This is a genomic window from Streptomyces sp. NPDC086766, assembly GCF_044746005.1.
Classification (GTDB): domain Bacteria; phylum Actinomycetota; class Actinomycetes; order Streptomycetales; family Streptomycetaceae; genus Streptomyces.
Map to the genome: position 1 here is coordinate 82691 of NZ_JBIVBI010000001.1, position 24520 is coordinate 107210.

At 73.9% G+C, this 24520-nt stretch carries 19 protein-coding genes; 15 read left to right on the top strand and 4 right to left on the bottom strand.

Features of this window, described 5'->3' with window-relative positions; translation table 11 throughout:
- The first annotated feature begins 255 nt into the window (after positions 1-255).
- Positions 256-2124 carry a translation elongation factor 4 gene (gene lepA, locus ACIPM1_RS00365; RefSeq protein WP_402426867.1) on the top strand — a complete coding sequence of 623 codons (1869 nt, stop codon included), beginning with the start codon at positions 256-258 and terminating at the stop codon, positions 2122-2124.
- 248 nt (positions 2125-2372) lie between these two features.
- On the top strand, positions 2373-4247 hold the full coding sequence (locus tag ACIPM1_RS00370) for an AMP-dependent synthetase/ligase (RefSeq protein WP_402426870.1): 1875 nt from the start codon (positions 2373-2375) through the stop codon (positions 4245-4247).
- Positions 4248-4418: 171 nt separating this feature from the next.
- Here ACIPM1_RS00370 and ACIPM1_RS00375 read toward each other — a convergent pair whose 3' ends face one another.
- Positions 4419-5000, bottom strand: coding sequence for a two-component system response regulator (locus tag ACIPM1_RS00375; RefSeq protein WP_402426873.1), 582 nt, complete (start codon positions 4998-5000; stop codon positions 4419-4421).
- Positions 5001-5225: 225 nt separating this feature from the next.
- Between ACIPM1_RS00375 and ACIPM1_RS00380 the strand changes: the two genes are divergently transcribed.
- Together ACIPM1_RS00380 and hemW are read left to right on the top strand one after the other, a co-directional pair.
- On the top strand, positions 5226-7160 hold the full coding sequence (locus ACIPM1_RS00380) for a SpoIIE family protein phosphatase (RefSeq protein WP_402426876.1): 1935 nt from the start codon (positions 5226-5228) through the stop codon (positions 7158-7160).
- 299 nt (positions 7161-7459) lie between these two features.
- Positions 7460-8692: a radical SAM family heme chaperone HemW gene (hemW, locus tag ACIPM1_RS00385; RefSeq protein WP_402426879.1), complete on the top strand. Its 1233-nt coding sequence runs from the start codon at positions 7460-7462 to the stop codon at positions 8690-8692.
- 61 nt (positions 8693-8753) lie between these two features.
- Here the strand turns inward: hemW and ACIPM1_RS00390 are convergent, their stop codons facing one another.
- Positions 8754-9554 (bottom strand): DUF3097 domain-containing protein, encoded by an 801-nt coding sequence (locus tag ACIPM1_RS00390; protein ID WP_402426882.1) that lies wholly within the window; start codon positions 9552-9554, stop codon positions 8754-8756.
- A 32-nt stretch (positions 9555-9586) separates the two neighbouring features.
- Entirely contained in the window at positions 9587-10312 is a 726-nt protein-coding gene (locus ACIPM1_RS00395; protein WP_402426885.1) for an MBL fold metallo-hydrolase, read from the bottom strand.
- Between the two features lie 193 nt (positions 10313-10505).
- Here ACIPM1_RS00395 and hrcA point away from each other — a divergent pair, with 193 nt between their 5' ends.
- The 10 genes from hrcA (at position 10506) to ACIPM1_RS00445 (ending at position 21497) form a co-directional block, all read left to right on the top strand.
- Complete coding sequence (gene hrcA / locus ACIPM1_RS00400) at positions 10506-11522, top strand: heat-inducible transcriptional repressor HrcA (RefSeq protein WP_356180889.1); 1017 nt, start codon at positions 10506-10508, stop codon at positions 11520-11522.
- Positions 11523-12656 (top strand): molecular chaperone DnaJ, encoded by a 1134-nt coding sequence (dnaJ, locus tag ACIPM1_RS00405; protein WP_356180891.1) that lies wholly within the window; start codon positions 11523-11525, stop codon positions 12654-12656.
- 143 nt (positions 12657-12799) lie between these two features.
- The gene (locus ACIPM1_RS00410; protein ID WP_402426889.1) at positions 12800-13888 is read left to right on the top strand and encodes a nitronate monooxygenase; all 1089 of its coding nucleotides are present in this window, start codon (positions 12800-12802) and stop codon (positions 13886-13888) included.
- Entirely contained in the window at positions 13885-14625 is a 741-nt protein-coding gene (locus tag ACIPM1_RS00415) for a 16S rRNA (uracil(1498)-N(3))-methyltransferase (protein ID WP_402426892.1), read from the top strand. The genes ACIPM1_RS00410 and ACIPM1_RS00415 overlap by 4 nt, the downstream gene beginning before the upstream one ends.
- A 16-nt stretch (positions 14626-14641) precedes the next feature.
- Positions 14642-15034 (top strand): VOC family protein, encoded by a 393-nt coding sequence (locus ACIPM1_RS00420; protein WP_356180900.1) that lies wholly within the window; start codon positions 14642-14644, stop codon positions 15032-15034.
- Between the two features lie 135 nt (positions 15035-15169).
- The gene (locus tag ACIPM1_RS00425) at positions 15170-15745 is read left to right on the top strand and encodes a hypothetical protein (protein ID WP_402426895.1); all 576 of its coding nucleotides are present in this window, start codon (positions 15170-15172) and stop codon (positions 15743-15745) included.
- A 211-nt stretch (positions 15746-15956) separates the two neighbouring features.
- On the top strand, positions 15957-19124 hold the full coding sequence (locus tag ACIPM1_RS00430; RefSeq protein ID WP_402428116.1) for a S41 family peptidase: 3168 nt from the start codon (positions 15957-15959) through the stop codon (positions 19122-19124).
- Between the two features lie 42 nt (positions 19125-19166).
- Positions 19167-19520: an HIT domain-containing protein gene (locus ACIPM1_RS00435; protein WP_402426898.1), complete on the top strand. Its 354-nt coding sequence runs from the start codon at positions 19167-19169 to the stop codon at positions 19518-19520.
- A 6-nt stretch (positions 19521-19526) separates the two neighbouring features.
- Positions 19527-20459: a ribonuclease Z gene (locus ACIPM1_RS00440; RefSeq protein WP_402426901.1), complete on the top strand. Its 933-nt coding sequence runs from the start codon at positions 19527-19529 to the stop codon at positions 20457-20459.
- Positions 20460-20504: 45 nt separating this feature from the next.
- Positions 20505-21497 carry an adenosine deaminase gene (locus tag ACIPM1_RS00445; protein WP_402426904.1) on the top strand — a complete coding sequence of 331 codons (993 nt, stop codon included), beginning with the start codon at positions 20505-20507 and terminating at the stop codon, positions 21495-21497.
- 28 nt (positions 21498-21525) lie between these two features.
- On the opposite strand, the gene ACIPM1_RS00450 is transcribed toward ACIPM1_RS00445, so the two are convergent.
- Positions 21526-22869: an MFS transporter gene (locus ACIPM1_RS00450; protein ID WP_402426907.1), complete on the bottom strand. Its 1344-nt coding sequence runs from the start codon at positions 22867-22869 to the stop codon at positions 21526-21528.
- Positions 22870-23141: 272 nt separating this feature from the next.
- On the opposite strand from ACIPM1_RS00450, the gene ACIPM1_RS00455 reads away from it, so the two are divergent.
- Positions 23142-24284: a carbohydrate kinase family protein gene (locus ACIPM1_RS00455; protein WP_402426910.1), complete on the top strand. Its 1143-nt coding sequence runs from the start codon at positions 23142-23144 to the stop codon at positions 24282-24284.
- Positions 24285-24520: the final 236 nt, after the last annotated feature.

The window sequence follows — 24520 nt, forward strand, 5'->3', positions numbered from 1 at the left end:
TACAGATTCAGGCACGCGAGGATGGACCGCGGACGGCCCGCCTCACGCGCCGGTGATTTCTTGAAGACGTGCCCCGTGCGACCTCCCGGAGAAGGGCATGAGACACAGCGCATCAGACTACCAGTGGCCCTCCGAGTGGCCCAAACCGGTCACCGGTCCCCGGCCGTGGGACCATGGAGGCTACGTATCGATCCGACCCGAGACCGCAGACGGACAAGCACACGTATGCGGACGCCTCAAGAATCAGGACCCTGCGTGCCCGCGACCCCTCTCCATGCGCCCGAGCCGAGCCGTACCGACCCGGCTCTGATCCGCAACTTCTGCATCATCGCGCACATCGACCACGGCAAGTCCACGCTGGCCGACCGGATGCTTCAGCTGACCGGTGTGGTCGAGCAGCGGCAGATGCGCGCTCAGTACCTCGACCGCATGGACATCGAGCGCGAGCGCGGCATCACGATCAAGTCCCAGGCGGTGCGTCTGCCGTGGGCCCCGTCCGGCGATCCGGGCAACACGCACATCCTGAACATGATCGACACCCCGGGGCACGTCGACTTCACGTACGAGGTCTCCCGGTCGCTCGCCGCCTGTGAGGGGACCGTCCTCCTCGTCGACGCCGCCCAGGGCATCGAGGCGCAGACCCTCGCCAACCTCTACCTGGCGATGGAGAACGACCTCACGATCATCCCGGTCCTCAACAAGATCGACCTGCCGGCCGCCCAGCCGGAGAAGTTCGCCGAGGAGCTCGCCAACCTCATCGGATGCGACCCCGGCGACGTGCTGAAGGTCTCCGCCAAGACCGGTCTCGGCGTCGACGCGCTGCTGGACCGGGTCGTCGAGCGGATCCCGGCCCCGGTCGGCGTCGCCGACGCCCCCGCCCGCGCGATGATCTTCGACTCGGTCTACGACTCCTACCGCGGCGTGGTCACCTACGTCCGGGTCGTCGACGGCAAGCTCAACAAGCGCGAGCGGATCCGGATGATGTCCACCGGCGCCACCCACGAGCTGCTGGAGATCGGCACCAACTCGCCGGAGATGCTCCCGGCCGACGGCCTCGGCGTCGGCGAGGTGGGCTACCTCATCACCGGTGTGAAGGACGTCCGCCAGTCCAAGGTCGGTGACACGATCACCAGCCAGGCCAAGGGCGCCGAGGAGGCGCTGGGCGGCTACAAGGACCCCAAGCCGATGGTCTTCTCCGGCCTGTATCCGCTGGACGGCTCCGACTATCCCGAGCTGCGCGAGGCGCTGGACAAGCTCCAGCTCAACGACGCCGCCCTGGTCTACGAGCCGGAGACCTCCGCGGCCCTCGGCTTCGGTTTCCGCGTCGGCTTCCTCGGCCTGCTCCACCTCGACGTGGTCCGCGAGCGGCTGGAGCGCGAGTTCGGGCTCGACCTGATCGCCACCGCCCCCAACGTGGTCTACCGCGTGATCATGGAGGACGGCACCGAGCACACGGTGACCAACCCGAGCGAGTTCCCCGAGGGCAAGCTCGCGGAGGTGTACGAGCCGGTCGTGCGGGCCACGATCCTCGCGCCCACCGAGTTCATCGGCGCGATCATGGAGCTGTGCCAGACCCGGCGGGGCACCCTGCTCGGCATGGACTACCTGTCCGAGGACCGCGTCGAGATCCGCTACACGCTGCCGCTCGCGGAGATCGTCTTCGACTTCTTCGACCAGCTGAAGTCCAAGACCCGCGGCTACGCCTCCCTCGACTACGAGCCCACCGGCGAGCAGAACAGCTCCCTGGTCAAGGTGGACATCCTGCTGCACGGCGACAAGGTGGACGCCTTCTCGGCGATCACCCACAAGGACCAGGCGTACGCGTACGGCGTGCGGCTCGTCGCCAAGCTCAAGGAGCTGATCCCGCGGCAGAACTTCGAGGTGCCGGTGCAGGCCGCCATCGGCTCGCGGGTGATCGCCCGCGAGACCATCCGCGCCATCCGCAAGGACGTCCTCGCCAAGTGCTACGGCGGCGACATCTCCCGCAAGCGCAAGCTGCTGGAGAAGCAGAAGGAAGGCAAGAAGCGGATGAAGATGGTGGGTTCCGTGGAGGTTCCGCAGGAGGCCTTCATCGCGGTCCTCTCCAGCGATGACAGCGCGGGGTCGGCCAAGGGCAAGAAGTAACCAGGGGTTACCCGCGGTTGCCCCGGCAAACCGGGTGGAAAGGGGGTCCGTCATGCGAAAGTGCGGCGGGCCCCTGTGCGTGCGCGCGGTAGCTCTCTGTAGGAAGTGACAGTCCGCGGCCCCTTACGCGGTGGCCGGTCGCGCTTTACTCTGATCCCTGCTCGATAGTTACTCGCGAGTTAAACAACGTCGCGAGTCAACCCAGCCGCACTGAGCCAGCCGCACTGCCGCGGGCCCCGGAGGATGTCGTGAGCGACGCACAGACCCTGATCGAGAACCGCCCGCCGACCGTGGCGGCCCTCTTCCTGGAGCGCGTGGCGGCCACGCCGGACGCCGAAGCCTACCGCTATCCGGTGCCCCCCTCCTCGGGTACGGGCCCGGACGACTGGAAGTCGCTGAGCTGGGCGCAGGCCGCCGAGCGGGTCTACTCGATCGCGGCCGGGCTCATCGAGCTGGGCGTGCAGCCCGAGGAGCGGGTGGCCCTCGCCTCCTCCACCCGGATCGAGTGGATCCTGGCCGACCTGGGCATCATGTGCGCCGGCGCGGCGACCTCCACCATCTATCCGCAGACCAATGCCGACGAGTCGGCGTTCATCCTCTCCGACTCCGAGAGCCGGGTCCTGATCGCGGAGAACGCCGAGCAGCTGGCCAAGGTGCTGGAGAAGCGCGCCGAGCTGCCCGACCTGCACCACGTCGTGGTCGTCGACCCGGCCGGCGTGGAGACGAGCGACTGGGTCCTCACCCTCGCCGAGCTGGAGAGCCGCGGCGCCGCCCATCTGGAGAAGCACCCCTCGCTCATCAAGGAGCGGGTCGGCGCGATCACCCGGGAGCAGCTCGCCACGCTCATCTACACCTCCGGCACCACAGGCCGCCCCAAGGGTGTCCGCCTGCCGCACGACAACTGGTCGTACATGGCGAAGGCGATCGCCGCGACCGGGCTGGTCGGCGGCGACGACGTGCAGTACCTGTGGCTGCCCCTGGCGCACGTCTTCGGCAAGGTCCTCACCTCCGGCCAGATCGAGGTCGGGCACGTCACCGCCGTCGACGGCCGCGTGGACAAGATCATCGAGAACCTGCCGGTGGTGCAGCCGACGTACATGGCGGCCGTCCCGCGCATCTTCGAGAAGGTCTACAACGGCGTCGCCGCCAAGGCGCGCGCGGGCGGCGCGGCCAAGTACAAGATCTTCCAGTGGGCGTCCGAGGTGGCCCGCGAGTACGCCAAGGTCTCGCAGGACAACTTCCAGCGCACCGGCACCCACGCCGTGCCCTTCGGCCTGGCCTCCAAGCACAAGGTGGCCGACCGGCTCGTCTTCGCCAAGATCCGCGAGGCCTTCGGCGGCAACCTGCGGGCCTGTGTGTCGGGCAGCGCCGCCCTCGCGCCGGAGATCGGCTACTTCTTCGCCGGCGCCGGTATCCACATCCTGGAGGGCTACGGCCTGACCGAGTCCTCCGCGGCCTCCTTCGTCAACCCCGGCGAGGCCTACCGCACCGGCACCGTCGGCAAGCCGCTGCCCGGCACGGAGGTGCGCATCGCCGACGACGGCGAGATCCTGCTGCGCGGCCCCGGCATCATGCAGGGCTACCACCGGCTGCCCGAGAAGACCTCCGAGGTCCTGGAGACGGACGGCTGGTTCCACACCGGGGACATCGGCGAGCTGTCCGCGGACGGCTACCTGCGCATCACCGACCGCAAGAAGGACCTCATCAAGACCTCCGGCGGCAAGTACATCGCGCCGGCCGAGGTCGAGGGCCAGTTCAAGGCGGTGTGCCCCTACGTCTCCAACATCCTGGTGCACGGCGCCGACCGGAACTTCTGCACCGCGCTCATCGCCCTCGACGAGGTCTCCCTGATGGAGTGGGCGAAGGAGAACGGCCTCGCGGGCAAGTCGTACGCGGAGGTCGTCGCCGCGCCCGCCACGGTCGAGATGGTCGACGGCTACGTGAAGCAGCTCAACGAGGGCCTGCAGCGCTGGCAGACCATCAAGAAGTTCCGCCTCCTGCCGCGCGACCTCGACGTCGAGCACGGCGAGATCACGCCGAGCCTGAAGCTGAAGCGGCCGGTCGTGGAGCGCGAGTACAAGCACCTGATCGACGAGATGTACGCGGGCACCCGCGAGGCCTGAGCCGCCGTACGGCGGGGGCGGATCCCCCGGTGGCCCGCCCCCGCGGGCGCCGGTGCCCCCGCCTCCGCGGGCGCCGGTGGCCCCGCCCCCGCGGGTCCTAGCGACCCGCTCCCGCCGGACCGCCCCCGCGGGTCCTAGCGACCCGCTCCCGCCGGACCGCCCCCGCGGGACCTAGTGGCCCCGCTCCCGCCGGATCGAGTCCACCAGCCTGTGGAGTTCGCGGACCTGCCGGTGTGCCTCCGGCACGTCCGGCGGGTCGGCGGCCAGCAGCGCGTCCACCGCGGCCAGCCGGGCGGCCACCGCGGCGCAGTGCGCCTGCTCCTGCGTCAGCATCCGTTCCAGCTGCCGGTTCTTGCGGTACAGGTCGAGGAAGACGGCGACCTTGGCGCGCAGCACCCACGGGTCGAAGGGCTTGCGCAGGTAGTCGGCGGCTCCCGTGGCGTACCCGCGGAAGGCGAAGCCCGGGTCGTCCTCCGCGGCGGTCAGGAAGACGACCGGGACGTCCTTGGCCCCGTCCAGCCGCCTGATGCCCGCGGCCGTCTCGAAGCCGTCCATGCCCGGCATGTGCACATCCAGCAGGACGACGGCGAACCGCCGCCGCGCCAGCGCCGCCAGTGCCTCCTCGCCCGAACGCGCCCGCACCAGAGGCTGGTCGAGGGGTTTGAGGACCGCCTCCAGGGCGGTCAGGTTGTCCTCCATGTCGTCCACGAGGAGGATGCCGGCCGTGTCGTCGGCCGTGCCCTCAGCGGTCATGCTGACGATGCCTCATTCGGTCGCGGTCGTGGTCGTGGTGAGCGGGCGGCGCGCCGCGGGTGCTCGGACTTCGGCCGGAATGCGTCCCTCTTCGAGCAGGCGCGTGGCACTGTTCTCACTCATGCCGGCCCAGTTCGGTAACTCGGCGCTTATGGGTGCGGTCAGTCTGTCACTCTGTCCGCATCGACCGAGGCGTATTCGTCCGAACTTCTCGGGGAGTTGCCGATGGGGGTCATTCCCACGCAGCGGGAGACCGTCGCCCGTGCCTCCGGGGCACCCGCGCACCCGGGCGCCGAGGTGCTCACGCACCTGGCCGCGGGCGGGCGCGCGCAGGCGTGGGCGACCCTGCCCGGAGGCCCCCTCGCGCCCGGCTCCGCCCGCGCCCTGGTGCGTACGGCGCTCGCCGAGTGGGCGCAGCGCGGACACGCCGTCGCCGGCCGGCTGACCGAGGACGCCCTGGTGGTCGTCAGCGAGCTGGTCACCAACGCCGTCGTGCACGCGGGCACCGACGTGGAGCTGGCCTGCGAACTGGAGCCGGACAGCGGCGCGTTCGTCGTCGAGGTGTCCGACCACCACCCCTCGCGCGCCCCCCGCGACACCTCCGCGGACCCGGCGCACCAGGCCCCGGAGCACGGCCGCGGCCTGCGCCTGGTCGCGGCGCTCTCCGAGGAGTGGGGCATCACCTACCGGACCGGGGCCAAGACGGTGTGGGCGCGGCTGCCCGCCGAGCGCGGCGCCGCGGACGAGGAGGACGGCGAGGGCGGGGAGGGCGAGGAGTACGCCGGGCAGCGCCACCTCGGCGTGGCCCAGGTCCTCGCGCCCGAGCCGCGGCGGGCCGAGTGGGACCGGGAGTGGCTCGGGCGCGGCGCCCTGTCCTTCCTCGCCGAGGCCTCCGACCTGCTCGCCGGCCAGCTCGACGAGAACCTGGTCGCCGCGCTCACCGGGCAGCTGATCGTGCCGCGCCTGGCCGACTGGTGCGCGGTGTGGCTGGAGGACGAGGCGACCGCCCGCGGCGGCTGGGGCGACGGGACCGGCGCGGCGGGGCCGCGGCTCGCCCGCGTCTGGCACGGCAGCGAGAACCGCATGGAGGAACTGCGCCGGGCCCTGGAGAAGGACCCGCCGCGCGCGGTCGACGGCCTACGGTCCGGGCCGGTCCCCTACCCCTGGCCCGGGGAGGCCCTCGGCCCGGCCGGCACCCACGGGTCGGCGCTCGCCTACCGCCTGATCGCGGGCGGCCGCCCGCTCGGCACGCTGGTCATCGGGCGGGCCGGGCTGCTGCGCTTCCCCGACGAGATCACCGGGCTGGTCGAGGACCTCGGTCGCCGGGTCGCGCTCGCCGTCGGCGCGGCCCGGCAGTACGCCCGCCAGGCCACCATCAGCGCCGTCCTGCAGCGCGGGCTGCTGCCCGGCGCGGTCGCGCAGATCCCCGGGGTGCGCAGCGCCCTGGTCTACGAGCCGTGCGACAAGGGCGGTCCGAGCGGCGACTTCTACGACCTCTTCCCGGCCGGGGACGGCCGCTGGTGCTTCGCCGTCGGCGACGTCCAGGGCAAGGGCCCGGAGGCCGCCGTGGTCATCGGGCTGGCCCGGCCCTGGTTGCGGCTGCTGGCCCGCGAGGGCTACGGCGTCCCCGACGTCCTGGACCGCCTCAACCAGCTCCTGCTCGACGACGCCACCGAGGCCGCCGACGCCGCCGCCCGGGTCCTGGTGGCCGCGGGCGGCCGCACCCCCGCCCCCGGCGACGGCCCGCAGACCCGCTTCCTGTCCCTCCTCTACGGCGAGCTGGCCCCCTTCGAGGGCGGTGTCCGCTGCACCCTCGCCTGCGCCGGGCACCCGCTGCCGCTGCTCCTCGGGCGCCGGGGCGACGTCCGTACGGTCGCCCGCCCGCAGACCCTGCTCGGCGTCGTCGAGGACGAGACGTACACCAGCGAGACCTGCGAGCTGGCGCCCGGCGACACCCTGCTGTGCGTCACCGACGGGGTGACCGAGCGGCGCTCCGGCTCCCGTCAGTTCGACGACGGCGACGGACTCGCCAAGGCCCTCGCCGGGTGCGCCGGGCTGGACGCGGAGCTGGTCGCCGAGCGCATCCGGCGGCTGGTGCACGACTTCGGGGCCGGGCCCCCGGAGGACGACCTGGCGCTGATGGTGCTCCAGGCGGAGTGAGCGGCCGAGGGCGGGCGCCCGGGCTGTGCGGCCGAGGTCAGGGGCCTGGCGTGTGCGGCCGCAGGCGGGCGCCCGGGCGTGAGTGGCCGAGGGTGGGCGGCCCGCCGGGGCCCCGGCGGGGAGCGAACGCCCGGAGTCGGAGCTTGGCGTCAGCGACCACGGGCAGGCGCCCAGGCGTGACTGGCCGAGGGTGCGCAGCGCCCTGGTCTACGAGCGCTGCGGAGCGAGAGCCGTAGAGCCGGCGCCTCGGAGTGGGCGCCCGGCCCGGGACCCGGCGCCGGTGCTGGACAATGGAGGACATGCCTTCCGCACTTCCCGACGGCGAGCCCGTCCCCGAGGACGGCGCGCTGCCCGCGCGGGTGCTCGCCGGGGCCGCCGACCGGCCCCTCGGGTTCTACCTGCACGTGCCCTACTGCGCGACCCGCTGCGGCTACTGCGACTTCAACACCTACACCGCCACCGAGCTGCGCGGCACCGGCGGCGTGCTCGCCTCCCGGGACAACTACGCCGGGACGCTGACCGACGAGATCCGCCTGGCCCGCAAGGTCCTCGGCGACGATCCGCGCGAAGTCCGTACGGTCTTCGTCGGCGGCGGCACGCCCACCCTGCTGGCCGCGGACGACCTGGTGCGGATGCTGCGGGCGATCCGCGACGAGTTCGGTCTCGCGCCCGACGCCGAGGTGACGACGGAGGCCAACCCCGAGTCGGTCGACCCGGCGTATCTGGCGGCCCTGCGGGAGGGCGGCTTCAACCGGATCTCCTTCGGTATGCAGAGCGCCCGGCAGCACGTGCTGAAGGTCCTCGACCGCACGCACACCCCGGGCCGCCCCGAGGAGTGCGTCGCCCAGGCCCGCGCGGCGGGCTTCGAGCACGTGAACCTCGACCTGATCTACGGCACCCCCGGAGAGTCGGACGACGACTGGCGGGCCTCCCTGGACGCGGCCCTGGGCGCCGGCCCCGACCACGTCTCGGCGTACGCCCTGATCGTCGAGGAGGGCACGCAGCTCGCCCGCCGGATCCGCCGCGGCGAGATCCCGGGGACCGACGACGACGTGCACGCCGACCGCTACCTGATCGCGGAGGAGACGCTCTCCGCGGCGGGCTTCGCGTGGTACGAGGTCTCCAACTGGGCCACCTCCGAGGCGGCCCGCTGCCTGCACAACGAGCTGTACTGGCGGGGCGCCGACTGGTGGGGCGCGGGCCCCGGCGCGCACAGCCACGTCGGCGGCGTGCGCTGGTGGAACGTCAAGCACCCGGGCGCCTACGCCGCCGCCCTCGCCGGGGGCCGCTCCCCGGGCGCCGGCCGCGAGCTCCTCGCGGACGAGGACCGCCGGGTGGAGCGGATCCTGCTGGAGCTGCGGCTGCGCGAGGGCGTACCGCTGTCCCTGCTGCGGGAGGCGGGACGCGCGGCCTCCCGCCGCGCGCTGTCCGGCGGTCTGCTGGAGCCGGGGCCGTACGAGGCGGGACGCGCGGTGCTCACCCTGCGGGGCCGGCTGCTGGCCGACGCGGTGGTGCGCGACCTGGTGGACTGAGGGGCCGGACCCCGGCGGCCGCGGCGAGGGCTCCGCGTGCCTCGGCGAACGGTCACGTGCCTCAGGGCACGGTCACGTGGTCGATGAGACGCTCGACACACCCCAGCAGATCCGGCTCCAGGTCCCGGTACGAGCGGACCCGGGAGAGGATCCGCTGCCAGGCGGCGCCCGTGTTCTCCGGCCAGCCGAGAGCCCGGCACACGCCCGTCTTCCAGTCCTGCCCGTGCGGGACCCGGGGCCAGGCGTCGATGCCCACGGAGGACGGCTTCACGGCCTCCCAGACGTCGATGTACGGATGGCCCACGACCAGCGCGTGCTCGTCGGTCACCGACTCGGCGATGCGCCACTCCTTGCTGCCCGGCACCAGGTGGTCCACCAGGACGCCCAGGCGGGCGTCGGGGCCGGGTGCGAAGTCCGCCACGATCGACGGCAGGTCGTCCACGCCCTCCAGGTACTCGACGACCACGCCCTCGACGCGCAGGTCGTCGCCCCACACCTTCTCGACGAGTTCGGCGTCGTGCCGCCCCTCGACGTAGATCCGCCCGGCGCGGGCCACCCGCGCGCGGGCGCCGGGCACGGCGACCGAACCGGACGCCGTACGGGTGGGCCGCACCGGCCCCGACGCCGGCTTCACCAGCGTCACCGCGCGGCCCTCCAGCAGGAAGCCGCCCGGCTGGAGCGGGAAGACCCGGTGCTTGCCGAAGCGGTCCTCCAGCGTCACCGTGCCCGCCTCGCAGCCGACCACCGCCCCGCAGAAACCCGTCCCCGGCTCCTCCACCACCAGACCCGGGTCCGCCGGCACCTCCGGCGCGGGCCGGGACTTCTTCCACGGCGGGGTCAGGTCGGCGGAGTACTGGCGCATTCGAATGACGATAGGGAGAACCCCGCGGGCGATCAGCGCGACACGCCGAAACGTCGGGCCAGGGCGTCACGCTGCGCCCGGACGAACGCCGCGTCCACCACCCCGCCGTGACCGGGCACGTACAGCGCGTCCTCGCCCCCCAGTTCCAGCAGCCGGTCCAGGGCGGCGGGCCACCGGGAGGGCACGGCGTCGGGACCGGCCTGCGGCTCCCCGGACTCCTCGACCAGGTCGCCGCAGAAGACCACCGCCGGGTCGCCCGGCACCACGACGGCGAGGTCGTGCCGGGTGTGCCCCGGGCCGACGTCGTGCAGCAGCACCTCCCGGCCGCCCTTCAGCTCGACGACGGCCTTTCCCCACACACCCTCCCGGGGAGAGACCAGGGTGTCCGCCGCCACCTCGGCCGCCCCGCCCTCCAGCCCGTTGCGCACCGCGTCCGCGCACAGCTCCGCGCGCCCGTCCTCGAACACCGCGCGGGAGCCGCCCGCGGCGAAGACGTGGGCGCCCGCGAACACGGCCGCGCCGAAGACGTGGTCGAAGTGCGGATGCGTCAGTGCGAGAAACCGCACACGGCCGCCGGCCAGCCGCTCCGCCTCCCGGCGCAGCCGGACCCCCTCCGCCAGGCTCGACCCGGCGTCGACCATCAGCGCGCCGTCCTCGCCGAGGACCAGGCCCACCGTGCAGTCCCACACCGGAAGGCGGCGGCGGCCGACCCCCTCCGCCAGCCGTTCCCACCCCAGCTCTTCCCAAGTCACCGTCATACGGCGACGCTAGCCGCGAGGGCCGCCGGGGCCCAGCCGCGGCGGCCCTCGCGGCACGACCTCGCAGGCCGTAGCCGGACCGGCCTTGCCGCGGGCGTACCCGACGGCCGTACACTGGGCCGGGTAAAGCTGGCACTCGTATGCGCCGAGTGCCAGGCAAGGAGCCGCGGGACGACTTCTGGAGGTGTGCGCGATGCTCAGCGAACGAAGGCTTCAGGTGCTGCGCGCCATCGTCCAGGACTACGTGGGCACCGAGGAGCCGGTGGGCTCCAAGGCCCTGACCGAGCGGCACAACCTCGGTGTCTCGCCCGCCACGGTCCGCAACGACATGGCGGCCCTGGAGGACGAGGGCTACATCGCCCAGCCGCACACCAGCGCCGGACGCATCCCCACCGACAAGGGGTACCGCCTCTTCGTCGACAAGCTGGCCGGGGTCAAGCCGATGACCGCGCCGGAGCGCCGGGCGATCCAGAACTTCCTCGACGGCGCCGTCGACCTCGACGACGTGGTCGCCCGCACGGTGCGGCTGCTCGCGCAGCTGACCCGGCAGGTCGCCGTCGTGCAGTACCCCTCGCTGACCCGCTCGACCGTGCGGCACGTGGAACTGCTGTCGCTCGCGCCCGCGCGTCTGATGCTCGTGCTGATCACGGACACCGGCCGGGTCGAGCAGCGGCTGGTCGACTGCCCGGCCCCCTTCGGCGAGACGTCCCTGGCGGACCTGCGCGCGCGGCTGAACAGCCGGGTCGCCGGCCGCCGTTTCGCGGACGTGCCGCAGCTCGTCGAGGACCTGCCGGACGCCTTCGACGTCGAGGACCGGGGCACGGTCTCGACGGTGCTGTCCACCCTCCTGGAGACCCTCGTGGAGGAGAACGAGGAGCGGCTGATCATCGGCGGCACCGCCAACCTGACCCGCTTCCCGCACGACTTCCCGCTCACCATCCGGCCCGTCCTCGAGGCGCTGGAGGAGCAGGTGGTGCTCCTGAAGCTGCTGGGCGAGGCGAAGGATCCGGGCATGACGGTGCGCATCGGTCACGAGAACGCCTACGAGGGACTCAACTCCACATCCGTGGTGTCGGTGGGCTACGGTTCGGGCGGCGAGGCAGTCGCCAAGCTCGGCGTGGTCGGACCGACCCGCATGGACTACCCGGGAACGATGGGAGCGGTACGCGCAGTGGCACGGTACGTCGGACAGATCCTGGCGGAGTCCTAGGTGGCCACGGACTACTACGCCGTACTCGGCGTGCGTCGCGACGCGTCGCAGGAAGAGATCAAGAAGGCCTTCCGGCGGCTCGCGCGCGAGCTGCACCCGGACGTCAACCCGGATCCGAAGACCCAGGAGCGGTTCAAGGAGATCAACGCCGCCTACGAGGTGCTGTCGGACCCGCAGAAGAAGCAGGTCTACGACCTCGGCGGCGACCCGCTCTCGCAGGCCGGCGGCGGTGCGGGCGGCTTCGGCGCGGGCGGCTTCGGGAACTTCTCCGACATCATGGACGCGTTCTTCGGCACGGCGTCGCAGCGCGGGCCGCGCTCGCGCACCCGCCGGGGCCAGGACGCCATGATCCGGCTGGAGATCGAGCTGGACGAGGCGGCCTTCGGCACCACCAAGGACATCCAGGTCGACACGGCCGTCGTCTGCAACACCTGCAACGGCGAGGGCGCGGCCCCGGGCACCACCGCCCAGACCTGCGACATGTGCCGCGGCCGCGGTGAGGTCTCGCAGGTCACCCGGTCCTTCCTGGGCCAGGTCATGACCTCGCGCCCGTGCCCGCAGTGCCAGGGCTTCGGCACCGTCGTGCCCACCCCGTGCCCGGAGTGCGCGGGCGACGGCCGGGTGCGGTCGCGCCGCACCCTGACGGTGAAGATCCCGGCCGGTGTCGACAACGGCACCCGCATCCAGCTCGCGGGCGAGGGCGAGGTCGGGCCCGGCGGCGGCCCCGCCGGCGACCTCTACGTCGAGATCCACGAGTTGCCGCACCAGACCTTCCAGCGGCGCGGCGACGACCTGCACTGCACGGTCACCATCCCGATGACCGCGGCGGCCCTCGGCACCAAGGTGCCGCTGGAGACCCTGGACGGCATGGAGGAGGTCGACATCCGCCCGGGCACCCAGTCCGGCCAGTCGATCCCGCTGCACGGCCGGGGCGTCACGCACCTGCGCGGCGGCGGCCGGGGCGACCTCGTGGTGCACGTCGAGGTGCAGACCCCGACCAAGCTCGACCCCGAGCAGGAGCACCTGCTGCGCGAACTCGCCAAGCTGCGCGGCGAGGAACGGCCCCAGGGCCAGTTCCAGCCGGGGCAGCAGGGCCTGTTCTCCCGGCTGAAGGACGCGTTCAACGGGCGCTGAGGCGACTCCGTCCACGGGGCGCTGAGCCGGCACCGTTTCCGGCTCTGTTCCGGCCTCTCCGGCCGCCCTCCCGGCCGTCCGCCCGGACCGCCGGGAGGGCGGCCGGATGCGGTGCGGTGGGCGGGACGTGACACCATGCGGGCATGTCCACCGCACTGACCGATCTCTTCCCGTATCCGATCGTGCAGGCCCCCATGGCGGGCGGAGTCTCCGTACCGCGGCTCGCCGCCGCCGTGTCCGACGCCGGCGGGCTCGGGTTCCTCGCCGCGGGCTACAAGACCGCCGACGGGATGTACCAGGAGATCAAGCAGCTGCGCGGACTGACCGACCGCCCCTTCGGCGTGAACCTGTTCGTGCCGCAGCCGGAGCACGCCGAGTCCGGCGCCGTCGACCTCTACGCCCACCAGCTGGCCGGCGAGGCCACCTGGTACGAGACCGAACTCGGCGACCCGGAGAGCGGACGCGACGACGGCTACGACACCAAGCTCGCCGTGCTCCTGGACAACCCCGTGCCGGTGGTCTCCTTCCACTTCGGCGTCCCCGCCCCCGAGGTGGTGGACGCGCTGCACCGCGCGGGCACCTTCGTCCTCGTCACGGCGACCACCGCCGAGGAGGCGCTCGCCGTGCGGCAGGCGGGCGCGGACGTGGTGATCGCGCAGGGTGTGGAGGCCGGCGGCCACCAGGGCAGCCACCGCGACCTGCCCGAGAACGGCTGCCCCGGCACCGGAGTGCTCGCGCTCGTCGCACAGGTCCGCGAGACGGTGGACATCCCGGTCGTCGCCGCGGGCGGCATCATGCGCGGCAGCCAGATCGCCGCCGTCCTCGCGGCGGGCGCGAGCGCCGCCCAGCTGGGCACGGCGTTCCTCGCCACCTCCGAGTCCGGCGCGCACGCCCTCCACAAGGCGGCGCTGACCGACCCCGTCTTCCCCCGCACGGAGCTGACCCGCGCCTTCTCCGGACGCCCGGCGCGCGGCCTGGTCAACCGCTTCCTGCGGGAGCACGGCCCCTACGCGCCCGCCGCCTACCCCGACCTCCACCACCTCACCGCGCCGCTGCGCAAGGCGGCCGCGAAGGCGGGCGACGCGCAGGGCATGGCGCTGTGGGCCGGGCAGGGCCACCGCATGGCCCGCGGTCTGCCCGCCGGGCGGCTGGTGGAGGTGCTGGCGGCCGAACTGGACGCCGCCCGGGCGGCGTTGTCGGGCTTCCCCACGAGCGGAGGTGAGGTGCGATGACCGCGCCGGTGTTCGTCGTCGACCAACTCGACCGGATCGGGCCGGAGTTCGTGCTCGACGGCCCCGAAGGGCGGCACGCGGTCTCCGTCAAGCGGCTGCGCCCCGGGGAGGACGTCATCCTCACCGACGGGCGCGGGCGCTGGGCCGAGGGCGTGGTGAAGGCCGCCGAGGGCAAGGACCGGCTGGTGGTCACGGACCTGGAGTCCGTGACCGAGGAACCCGCCCCGTCCCCCCGGATCACCGTCGTCCAGGCGCTCCCGAAGGGCGACCGGGGCGAGCTGGCCGTGGAGACCATGACCGAGGTCGGCGTCGACGCGATCGTGCCGTGGGCCGCCTCCCGCTGCATCACGCAGTGGAAGGGCGACCGTGGGCTGAAGGCGCTCGGCAAGTGGCGGTCCACCGCCCGCGAGGCCGGCAAGCAGTCCCGCCGGGTGCGCTTCCCCGAGGTCGCGGACGCGGCGACGGCCCAACAGGTCGCCACCCTGCTCGCCGGCGCCGACTTCGCCGCCGTGCTGCACGAGAGCGGCGAGGAGCCGCTGGCCACCACCGCCCTCCCCACCGCCGGTGAGATCGTCCTCGTCGTCGGGCCCGAGGGGGGCGTGTCCCCGGAGGAGCTGGAGCTGTTCGCCCGGGCGGGCGCGAGGCCGTACCGGCTCGGGCGTAGCGTGTTGCGCACCTCGACCGCCGGTACGGCGGCGGCCGCCCTGCTCCTGGGCCGCACCGGCCGGTGGTCCTGACCCGGAGGGGGATCCCGTGGAACTGGCACAGGTCCGGCTGCTCGTCGGCGACTTCGCCGCCTGCTACCGCTTCTACGCCGACGTGCTCGGCCTGAAGCCGCAGTCGGGGGCGATGGAGGGGCCGTACGAGAAGTTCAGTCCGGCCACCGGGTCCGCGGGCATCGCCCTCCAGGACCGGGCGATGATGGCCGGGATGCTGGGCGAACTGGGCGAGGAGGCCAACGGGCACCGCTCCCTGGTGGTGCTGCGCGTGGACGACCTCGACGCGACCTGCGCCCGGATCACCGCCCGCGGCGGGACCGTGCTGCACGGCCCGGCCCCGCTGACCGACCGGATGCGCGTGGCCCACCTCAAGGACCCCGAGGGCAACCTCGTCGAACTCCAGGAGTGGCTGCTGCTGCGCGGCTGACCGCGCGGGTCCGGCACGGTGCCGCGCGGGCCGGCCGTGCAGCGAGGTGGGGCCACGCACCCGAGGGGGCGGGCGGCGCGCGTGTGGCCGTATGCGCTCTACCGCGCGGGGCGGGCCGGTGGCAGGCTGCCGTGCATGGGGGTACCGAGGCGTATCGGGCAACGGCCGCGCGGGCGGCGGGTGATGGCCGTGGCGGGGCTCGCGGCGGTCGCCGTGGGCGGGGCCGTCGCGTGCGACCCCGGCGGGCTGAACTCCGCCGCGGTGGCGTACACGACCGACAAGACCGCGACCGCGGAACTGAACCGGCGGCACGCCGCCGTGCGCTGGCTGACCTGCACGGCCGGCTACGAGGGCGGGGACAAGGCGCGGACCCCGGGGACGCGGGCGCCCTCGGCGTCCGTGACCACCGTCGCCACCGTCGACTGCCAAGGGCGGACGAAGGACGGCCGGAGGATCACCGTCACCGGCAAGGTGACCCGCGCCGTCGACGGCGCCTGCGTGCGCGGGAACCTGACCGCGAAGGTGGGCGGCAAGGTGTGGTTCCACGTGGACGGGCTCGGCGACTGCGACGCCGCCCCCGGCCCGACGTACGCCCCGCCCGTCACCCACCGCCCCACCCGCGACGGTCCCGGGCCGACGGTCACGGTGACCGTCACCAGGACCCTGTGGTGCAAGGGCGACCCCACCTGCTGGCCCGTCGAGGGCAAGTGAGGCCGCACCCTTCCCGCGTCGGTCCGCCCCGCGCGGAGCCGACGTGCGGGGGAAGTGATCGAAACCCCTGTCCACGGATGCCGTGGCTGCGTAGGGTGATCGGGTGACTCAGCCCACATCGTCAGCAAAGGCGTCGTCGTCTGCGTCGTCCGCTCCGCCGGCCGCCTCCGCCGCGTCGGCGTATCTCCGGTTCCCGCACCTGCACGGCGGGTTGGTCGCCTTCACCGCCGAGGACGACGTGTGGCTCGCGCCCCTCGACGGCGGCCGCGCCTGGCGGGTCAGCGCCGACAACGTGCCGGTGACCCACCCGCGCATCTCGCCCGACGGCGCCACCGTCGCCTGGACCTCCACCCGCGACGGGGCCCCCGAGGTGCACGCCGCCCCCGTCGACGGCGGCCCCGCCCGGCGCCTGACGCACTGGGGCAGCCGGCGGACCCAGGTGTGCGGCTGGACCCCGGACGGCGAGGTCCTCGCGATCAGCACCCAGGGCCAGGCGAGCCTGCGCCGCACCTGGGCACGGGCCGTCCCGCTCGACGGGGGACCGGCCACCACCCTGCCCTACGGCCCCGTCGGCGACGTCGCCCACGGCCCGCACACCGTGCTGCTGTCCGCGCCGATGGGCCGCGAGGCGGCCTGGTGGAAGCGCTACCGCGGCGGCACCGCGGGCAAGCTGTGGATCGACCCCGCCGGCGACGGCGAGTTCGTACGGCTGCACGAGGACCTCGACGGCAACATCGAGTGCCCGGTGTGGGTGGGCGAGCGCCTGGCCTTCCTGTCCGACCACGAGGGCACCGGAGCGCTGTACTCCTCCCTCGCCGACGGCTCCGACCTGCGCCGGCACACCCCCCTCGACGGTTTCTACGCCCGGCACGCGGCCGGCGACGGCAGCCGCGTCGTCTACGCCAGCGCCGGTGAGCTGTGGCTGCTGGACGACCTCGACGGCGCCGAGCCGCGCCGCCTGGACGTCCGGCTCGGCGGCCCGCGCGTCGACCTCCAGCCGCACCCGGTGAGCGCCGCCCGCTGGTTCGACCACGCCTCGCCCGACCACACCGCGCGCGGCAGCGCGGTGGCCGTGCGCGGCGCCGTCCACTGGGTCACCCACCGCTCCGGCCCGGCCCGCGCGCTCGCCGCGCGGCCCGGGGTGCGGGCCAGGCTGCCGCGCACCTTCCGCGCGGACGGCGAGGAGTGGGTGGTGTGGGTGACGGACGCCGAGGGCGAGGACGCCCTGGAGTTCGCGCCCGCCACCGGCGTCGCCGTCGGCGCGACCCCGCGCCGGCTCGCCGCCGGGCAGCTCGGCCGCGTCATGGAGCTCGCCATGGCCCCCGACGGCAGCCGTGCCGCCGTCGCCTCGCACGACGGGCGGCTGCTGCTCGTCGAACGGGAGACGGGGGAGGTGCGCGAGGTCGACCGCAGCGAGGACGGCGACGTCGGCGACCTCGCCTTCTCGCCCGACTCCGGCTGGCTCGCCTGGTCGCACCCCGGCCCCCGGCCGCTCTGCCAGCTGCGGCTCGCCAACACCACCGACCTGTCGGTCACCGAGGCGACTCCGCTGCGCTTCCAGGACTACGCGCCCGCGTTCACCCTCGACGGCAAGCACCTGGCCTTCCTCTCCAGCCGCTCCTTCGACCCGGTCTACGACGAGCACGTCTTCGACCTGGCCTTCGTGGAGGGCTGCCGCCCGCATCTGATCACCCTGGCGGCGACCACGCCGTCCCCGTTCGGGCCGCAGCGGCACGGGCGCTCCTTCGAGGCCCCGGACAAGGACGAGACGCCCGAGAGCGAGGGCACCCCGGCCACCCGCATCGACCTGGAGGGCCTGGCCGACCGGATCGTGCCGTTCCCCGTCGAGGCCGCCCGCTACTCCACCCTGCGCGCCGCCAAGGACGGCGTGCTGTGGCTGCGGCACCCGGTGCGCGGCGTCCTCGGAGCCACCCGCGCCACCCCCGACGACCCCGATCCGAAGACCGAGCTGGAGCGTTACGACCTCGCCCAGCAGCGCCTGGAGCACCTCGCCGCCGACGCCGACCACTTCGAGGTCAGCGGCGACGGCAAGCGGGTCCTGCTGTGGACCGACGGCAAGCTGAAGGTCGTGCCCAGCGACCGGCGCGCCTCGAACGACGACGACAGCGACTCGAACATCACCGTGGACCTCGGCCGGGTCCGGCAGACCGTCGATCCGGCAGCCGAGTGGCGGCAGATGTACGAGGAGACCGGCCGCCTGATGCGGGACCACTTCTGGCGGGCGGACATGGGCGGCGTCGACTGGGACGGCGTCCTCGGCCGGTACCGCCCGGTCCTCGACCGCCTCGCCACCCACGACGACCTGATGGACCTGCTGTGGGAGGTGCACGGCGAGCTCGGCACCTCCCACGCCTACGTCATGGCGGACGGCGGCTACGGCCGCGGGCCCCGGCAGGGGCTGCTCGGCGCGGACATCTCCCGCCACGAGGACGGCAGTTGGCGCATCGACCGGATCCTGCCCGCGGAGACCTCGGACCCGGACGGGCGCAGCCCGCTCGCGGCGCCCGGGGTCGCGGTGCGCGCCGGGGACGCGATCGCCGCGGTGGGCGGGCAGCCGGTCGACCCGGTGACCGGGCCCGGCCCGCTGCTGGTCGGCACGGCCGGCAAGCCCGTCGAGCTGACCGTCTCGCCGTCCGGCGGGGGCGAGGCGCGGCACGCGGTGGTGGTGCCCCTCGCGGACGAGGAGCCGCTGCGCTACCACGCGTGGGTGGCCGACCGCAGGGCCTACGTCCACGAGAAGTCCGGCGGACGCCTCGGCTATCTGCACGTGCCCGACATGCAGGCGCCCGGCTGGGCGCAGATCCACCGCGACCTGCGCGTGGAGGTGGCCCGCGAGGGGCTCGTCGTCGACGTGCGGGAGAACCGCGGCGGCCACACCTCCCAGCTGGTCGTGGAGAAGCTGGCCCGGCGGATCGTCGGCTGGGGCGTGCCGCGCGGGATGCGGCCGTACAGCTACCCGCAGGACGCGCCCCGCGGTCCCGTGGTCGCGGTCGCCAACGAGTTCTCCGGCTCCGACGGCGACATCGTCAACGCGGCGATCAGGGCGCTCGGCATCGGCCCGGTGGTCGGCACCCGCACCTGGGGCGGCGTCATCGGCATCGACAGCCGCTACCACCTGGTCGACGGCACGCTGATCACCCAGCCCAAGTACGCGTTCTGGCTGGAGGGCCAGGGCTGGGGCGTGGAGAACCACGGCGTGGACCCGGACGTCGAGGTGGTGCAGCGCCCGCAGGACCACGCCGCCGGGCGGGACGTCCAGCTCGACGAGGCGATCGCGCTGGCGCTGGCCGCGCTGGAGGACAACCCGGCGAAGACGCCGCCGGACTTGCCGGAGCCCGGCCGGCGCACGGCTCGATAGCATGCCCCCGTACGCGATCAACCGGCGTGAGGAGGCACCCGTATGGCAGGGGAGCCGCAGGACGACTGCCTGTTCTGCAAGATCGTGGCGGGGCACGTCCCGGCGACGATCGTCCGTGAGACCGAGACGACCGTCGCCTTCCGTGACATAAATCCCCAGGCGCCCACCCACGTCCTGGTGATCCCCAAGGCGCACCACAAGGACGCCGCCGCGCTCGCCGCCGCCGACCCGGCCGCGGCGGCGGACGTCCTGCGGGAGGCGGAGGCCGTCGCCGCCGAGGACAAGCTGGAGAGCTACCGCATCGTCTTCAACACCGGCCACGGCGCCGGGCAGACGGTCTGGCACGCGCACGCCCACGTCCTCGGCGGCCGCGGCCTCGAGTGGCCCCCCGGGTGAGGTGCCGTGTCCGTCCGTGAACTGGTCGTCCTCGGCACCGCCAGCCAGGTCCCGACCCGCCACCGCAACCACAACGGCTACCTGCTGCGCTGGGACGGCGAGGGCATCCTGTTCGACCCCGGCGAGGGCACCCAGCGTCAGATGGCGCGCGCCGGGGTCGCGGCGCACGACCTGAACCGGATCTGTGTCACCCACTTCCACGGCGACCACTGCCTGGGCCTGCCCGGGGTCGTCCAGCGGATCAACCTCGACCAGGTGCCGCACGAGGTGACCGCGCACTACCCGCGCTCGGGGCAGCGGTTCTTCGACCGGCTCCGGTACGCCACCGCCTACCGGGAGACCGTCCCGCTCACCCAGGCGCCGGTCGACGCCGACGGCGACCTGGCGGTGACCCCCGCGTACACCCTCCAGGCCCGCCGGCTCTCCCATCCCGTCGAGTCGTTCGGCTACCGGCTCGTCGAGCCCGACGGGCGCCGCATGGTGCCCGAGCGGCTCGCCGCGCACGGGATCAAGGGGCCGGACGTGGGCCGCATCCAGCGCGAGGGGACCCTGGGCGGGGTTCCGCTGGAGGCGGTGAGCGAGGTGCGGCGCGGGCAGCGGTTCGCGTTCGTCATGGACACCCGGCTGTGCGACGGCGTGTACGCCCTCGCCGACGGCTGCGACCTGCTCGTCATCGAGTCGACCTTCCTCGACGAGGAGGAGGGACTCGCCGTGGAGCACGGCCACCTGACGGCGGGCCAGGCGGCGCGGGTGGCCCGCGAGGCGGGCGTACGGCATCTCGTGCTGACCCACTTCAGCCAGCGGTACTCCGAGCCTGGGGGCACCTCCCGGACGGAGTCTGGGGGAGAGTTCGAACGGCAGGCGCGGGCGGCCGGGTTCGAGGGGGAGCTGACCGTGGCGCACGACCTGCTGCGGGTGCCGGTCCCGAAACGGCGCTGAACCGGATGTTCCGTATCGCCCGCCGGACGCCCGTACGATGCTGCGATGCCCCTCCCCAAAGCTGAACTGCACCTCCACATCGAAGGCACCCTCGAACCCGAGCTGGCCTTCGGCCTGGCCGCCCGCAACGGCGTCGCGCTGCCCTACGCCGACACCGACGCGCTCCGCGAGGCGTACCGGTTCGAGGACCTCCAGTCCTTCCTGAACCTGTACTACGAGCTGATGGCCGTGCTGCGCACCGAGCGGGACTTCGAGGACCTCGCCGACGCCTACCTCGCCCGCGCCGCCGCGCAGGGAGTGCGGCACGCGGAGATCTTCTTCGACCCGCAGGCGCACCTGGCGCGCGGCGTGGAGATGGGCACGGTCGTCGAGGGGCTGTGGCGGGCGCTGGGCCGCAGCGAGCGCAGCCACGGCGTCTCCACCCAGCTGATCATGTGCTTCCTGCGCGACGAGTCCGCGGAGTCGGCGATGCGCACGCTGGACGCCGCGAAGCCCTACCTCGACCGCATCGTGGGCGTCGGCCTGGACTCGGCCGAGGTCGGCCACCCGCCGGTGAAGTTCCGCGAGGTGTACGAGGCCGCCGCCGCCCTCGGGCTGCGGCGCGTGGCGCACGCCGGCGAGGAGGGCCCGCCGGAGTACATCACCGAGGCGCTGGACGTGCTCGGCGTGGAGCGGGTCGACCACGGCCTGCGCTGCATGGAGGACCCCGCGCTGGTCGCCCGGCTGGTCCGGGACCGCATCCCGCTGACGCTGTGCCCGCTGTCCAACGTCCGCCTGCGCACGGTCGACACCCTCGCCGACCACCCGCTGCCCGCGATGCTGGACGCGGGCCTGGTCTGCACGGTCAACTCCGACGACCCGGCCTACTTCGGCGGCTACGCGGGCGACAACTTCGACGCGGTGCGCCGGACCCTGGGCCTGACCGAGGACCGCCTGCGGGAGCTGGCCCGCAACTCCTTCGCCGCCTCCTTCCTGGAGCACGACGAGGAGCGGCGGCAGCGCTACCTCGCCGAGGTGGAGGCGTACGCCTTCCCGTAGGCGAGGTTCGCTCCGGGGCGGCCCGGGGTCAGCGGACGCCGGCGCCCGGCGCGCCCGCCGTGGCGTGCCGCGGCCCCGCGGTGCCGTAGGCGGGCCGCACGGGTGCGGCGGTGCCGTCCACCGCGATCTCCACCACCGGCTGCTCCGGGGCGCCGATCTGCGGCACCGCGCCCGAGGGGGCACCGGCGGAGGCGGCGACCACGGCGGCCGGGGTGCCGCCGCGGCGGCGGACCGTGCCGGGCAGCAGCGCGCGTCCGCCCGTGTGCAGGGCCACCGCGGTCATCGGCAGCGCGATCACCAGCAGCCCGACGGCCAGCACCGAGCCCATCACCGGGAACCCGGCCCGCGCGGACAGCACGCTGCCGGCCAGCGGACCCGCGGCCGTGCCCAGCGAGGAGGCCGAGCCGACGAGCACCGCCCAGCGGCCGCGCGGGTCGAGGGAGGCGGCGAGGCCGATCAGGTACGACAGGACGATCGGGTAGAGCGTGTTCCAGGAGATCTCGCCGGTCGCGAAGGACGTCAGATCGGTCGCGGACGCGCTCAGCACGATGCAGCCCGCGATGAGCGCCGTGCCCGCGCCGACCGGCAGCGCCCGGCCGAGGCGCGGACCGAGCGCCCCGGCCCCGATCACCCCGAGCAGTCCGGCGCCGAGCGACACCGCGAACACCGCGCCGACGGTGACCTCGCCCAGGTGCGCCTGGGTCAGGCCGATGCGGCCGCTCACGCCCCACAGGGAGTTCTGGGCGAGGGACCAGCAGAGCATGGCGGCGGCGAGCACCAGGCCCGAGCGACGGTGCGGCAGCCGGGAGCCCTCCTGCACGGCCGTGCGGGCGGCCGTGCGCAGGGGCAGACGGCCCGTCAGCGGCCAGACGGCGAGCGCGGTCAGCGCGATCGCGGCGGGCGGCTGACCGTGTCCCGGGCCGAGGTGAGGCAGCGTCAGGTAGAGCGCGCCCGCGAGCGCGGAGACGGCGAGCAGCCCGAGCGTGGAGATGCGGTGCGGGTCCCGGTGTGCGGCGATCCCGGTGGCGGCGACCGTGGTGGCCGTACCGGAGCCGAACCCGCCGACGACCAGGCCGGCGACGACCGCCGGAACCGCGTCGGTGAGCGCGGCCCCGCCGTAGCCGAGGACGGCGAGGGCGAGGCCGACGCGGGCGAGCGTGCGGGCCCCGAAGCGCTCGACCCGGGAGGCCAGGAGGAACCCGGCCGCGGCGGAACTCAGCAGCAGGGCGCTGCCGACGGCTCCCGCCTGGGTCGCGGACAGCGGGAGTCCCGTGTCCAGGCGACCGACGGTCGTCGGCAGCAGATACGGAGCGAGGTAGCCGGCCGTGAACAGGGCGACGAGCGGCCAGGGGAGGGTGCGAGCGGCGGACACGGGCGTTCCCAGGGCATGCGAAGGGGAGGGCTCAAGAAGAGGGGGAAGGGGCGCCGACCGTCGACGGACAGGAACGCGCGCGAAATTTGTATCAAGCACGGAGTCGTGGACGGGAATCCAGAAGGTGTGATCTGAGACACATTCTGTTTGCACCCTCGAAGTCCGGGTAGTAGCGGACGCTCAACGCCGGGTGCGGGGCCCGCTGGTGACTGCCCCGTCCCCCGCACGGTGGTGCACACTGGCCTGATCCGCACCACGTCAGGGAGCGCACCGTGACCGCGTCCAACGCGTCCGCCGGAGAGGGACCGGAGTACATCGTCGGAACACCGCACGCCCACGCCCAGGTCGACCCCCTGGCCGCCCTGCGCACCCCGGACGACCCGCCGTGGGACGTCTACCTGACCGGCACCGTCTTCCTCGACATCATCTTCACCGGGCTCGGCTCCGCCCCGGTGCGCGGGACCGAGTCCTGGGCGCGCGGGATGGGGTCGAGCCCCGGCGGCGTGGCGAACATGGCGACCGCACTGGCCCGCCTCGGCCTGCGTACCTCGCTGGCGGCCGCCTTCGGCGACGACCACTACGGCGAGTACTGCTGGGACGAGCTGGAACAGGGCGAGGGCATCGACCTCTCGCCCTCGCGCACGGTGCCCGGCTGGCACTCGCCGGTCACCGTCTCCATGGCGTACGAGGGCGAGCGCACCATGGTCTCCCACGGCCACGAGCCGCCCCCGGAGGAGCCCGCGCCGGACTGCCCGCCCCGCGCGCGGGCCGCCGTCGCCTCCCTGACCCCGGGCAGTCGCGCCCCCTGGATCACGGCGGCCGCACGGAAGGGCACCCGCGTCTTCGCCGACGTCGGCTGGGACGACACCGGGGCCTGGGACCTGGCGGGCCTCGCCGACCTGGAGCACTGCGAGGCGTTCCTGCCCAACGCCGAGGAGGCGATGCGCTACACGGGCACCGGCTGCCCCCGCACCGCCGCCCACGCGCTCACCGCGTACGTCCCGGTGGCCGTGGTCACCCTCGGCGCGGAGGGCGCCTACGCCGTGGACCGGCGCACGGGGGAGAGCGCCGAGGTGCCCGCGATCGAGGTCGAGGCGCTGGACCCCACGGGCGCGGGCGACGTCTTCGTCGCCGGTTTCGTCACCGGCTCCCTGGCCGGCTGGCCGCTGGCCGACCGGCTCGCCTTCGCGGGCCTGACGGCCGCGCTCTCCGTGCAGGAGTTCGGCGGCTCGCTGTCCGCCCCCGGCTGGTCCGAGATCGCGGCCTGGTGGCGCCGGGTGCAGTCGGTGGACGGCCAGGACCCGGCGGGCCTGCGGCGGTACGCGTTCCTGGACGCCCTGGTGCCCGGGGTGAGCGTCGAGCCGTGGCCGCGCAGGCGGGCCGTGCCGACCATCGGCTTCCGCGGGTCGAGGTGACGGGCCGCCCCGGGGCCCGGCCCCGCCCCGGCACCCTCATACCCGTCTGACGGACCCTCACCGGCCGGGCCCGAGTTCGGCGCGTCTCCATGTCGTTGCGGCCTGCCCGTAAACCGTTCGTGCGATGCTCCGACCCGGAGCCCGGCATTGACAGGTGACGTTTGCTGCTCAATTATCCGCGGAATCAAGCACGATACTGCACGGGCTTTGGCACCTCCTGTCCCATGACTCCCGCC

Bases quoted from the DNA above. Each gene is read 5' to 3' on its own strand.
- ACIPM1_RS00425 (WP_402426895.1), top strand. From the start codon at position 15,170: ATGGGGGTACCGAGGCGTATCGGGCAACGGCCGCGCGGGCGGCGGGTG.
- ACIPM1_RS00390 (WP_402426882.1), bottom strand. From the start codon at position 9,554: ATGCGCCAGTACTCCGCCGACCTGACCCCGCCGTGGAAGAAGTCCCGG.
- ACIPM1_RS00435 (WP_402426898.1), top strand. From the start codon at position 19,167: ATGGCAGGGGAGCCGCAGGACGACTGCCTGTTCTGCAAGATCGTGGCG.
- ACIPM1_RS00380 (WP_402426876.1), top strand. From the start codon at position 5,226: ATGGGGGTCATTCCCACGCAGCGGGAGACCGTCGCCCGTGCCTCCGGG.
- ACIPM1_RS00415 (WP_402426892.1), top strand. From the start codon at position 13,885: ATGACCGCGCCGGTGTTCGTCGTCGACCAACTCGACCGGATCGGGCCG.
- ACIPM1_RS00445 (WP_402426904.1), top strand. From the start codon at position 20,505: ATGCCCCTCCCCAAAGCTGAACTGCACCTCCACATCGAAGGCACCCTC.
- hemW (WP_402426879.1), top strand. From the start codon at position 7,460: ATGCCTTCCGCACTTCCCGACGGCGAGCCCGTCCCCGAGGACGGCGCG.
- hrcA (WP_356180889.1), top strand. From the start codon at position 10,506: ATGCTCAGCGAACGAAGGCTTCAGGTGCTGCGCGCCATCGTCCAGGAC.
- ACIPM1_RS00410 (WP_402426889.1), top strand. From the start codon at position 12,800: ATGTCCACCGCACTGACCGATCTCTTCCCGTATCCGATCGTGCAGGCC.
- ACIPM1_RS00375 (WP_402426873.1), bottom strand. From the start codon at position 5,000: ATGACCGCTGAGGGCACGGCCGACGACACGGCCGGCATCCTCCTCGTG.
- ACIPM1_RS00395 (WP_402426885.1), bottom strand. From the start codon at position 10,312: ATGACGGTGACTTGGGAAGAGCTGGGGTGGGAACGGCTGGCGGAGGGG.